The organism is Nocardioides antri (assembly GCF_008373765.1).
Lineage (GTDB): Bacteria > Actinomycetota > Actinomycetes > Propionibacteriales > Nocardioidaceae > Nocardioides > Nocardioides antri.
The window spans coordinates 1-887 of sequence record NZ_VUJW01000080.1; the positions used below are offsets into that span (position 1 = coordinate 1).

The 887-nt window shown below is 47.2% G+C and carries 1 protein-coding gene; it reads right to left on the bottom strand.

Features of this window, described 5'->3' with window-relative positions; translation table 11 throughout:
- Positions 1 to 87: 87 nt before the first annotated feature.
- Positions 88 to 887 (bottom strand): hypothetical protein (locus F0U47_RS22645; RefSeq protein WP_149752333.1); only part of this gene is annotated, 800 nt, incomplete at its 5' end.

An 887-nucleotide genomic window follows, 5' to 3' on the forward strand; every position in this document is an offset into this window, starting at 1 on the left:
GACGTGGGTACGACCCGACTTCTTCAGCTTTATTCGTGTTAATTTGGTTTTCAACATATTAATCGGCAGAACCTTTTACAACAACGCTTAGTAGGGGACGATGTACCATGCAAAAAGTTGGGGATAACCGGAAACTTCGCCGCTGTGGCCCAAGGCTTCACGGTCTTCGTTGGCGGCCATATCTTCATCAAGTGTCATAACACTGTTGTACTCTCGGTTGTAGACGAAGAACATGACGTCGCTTTCGTACATGGAGGGCTCAAGGTACCAGTGGTGTTTGAAGGTGTCAGCGGTGCTATCACCGTAGATGATACGGTCATCACTAGAACCTTTCGTGTTATCGAGCTTCAGGTACTGTTTGTCCTCGGTGGACATGATCTTGAAGTATACTCTGTTGTTTTCCAACACGGGGGTAAACTTCCAGGAGACTTTCTTGCTGGTTTTGTCTTTGGAGTCACCGAATGCAATTTTGTTGTGGTTTTGTTGGTCGATCAACTTGAGGGCGTGATGGTCCCTTTTGTTTATGAGCTTGACAGTCTGCTCGGTGAAGATCACTCTAAACTGGATGGGGAAGTAAGATTTGACGATTTCCTTTCCATCCTTTGTCCATAACTGGTAGGCGAAGTCCATGGTGTTCCTCTTGCCGTTTTCGATCAGACGCTTCACGGCTTCCTTGATAACCTCTCCCTTCTTTTCCTTCAGATATTCAGAGCATTTGGCGATAGCGGTCTCGTATTCACCAATGACGACACTCATATACAGCTGCTCTGCCAGTACGTCATCAGTTCTTGGTGCAAGTGTGGCGTTAGAAGCCAGCGCACACACGGCGAGGACGAAGGCAAACAAAGTCAGTCTCATCTTGGCGCAGTGGTTATCTTTGAAAGCAG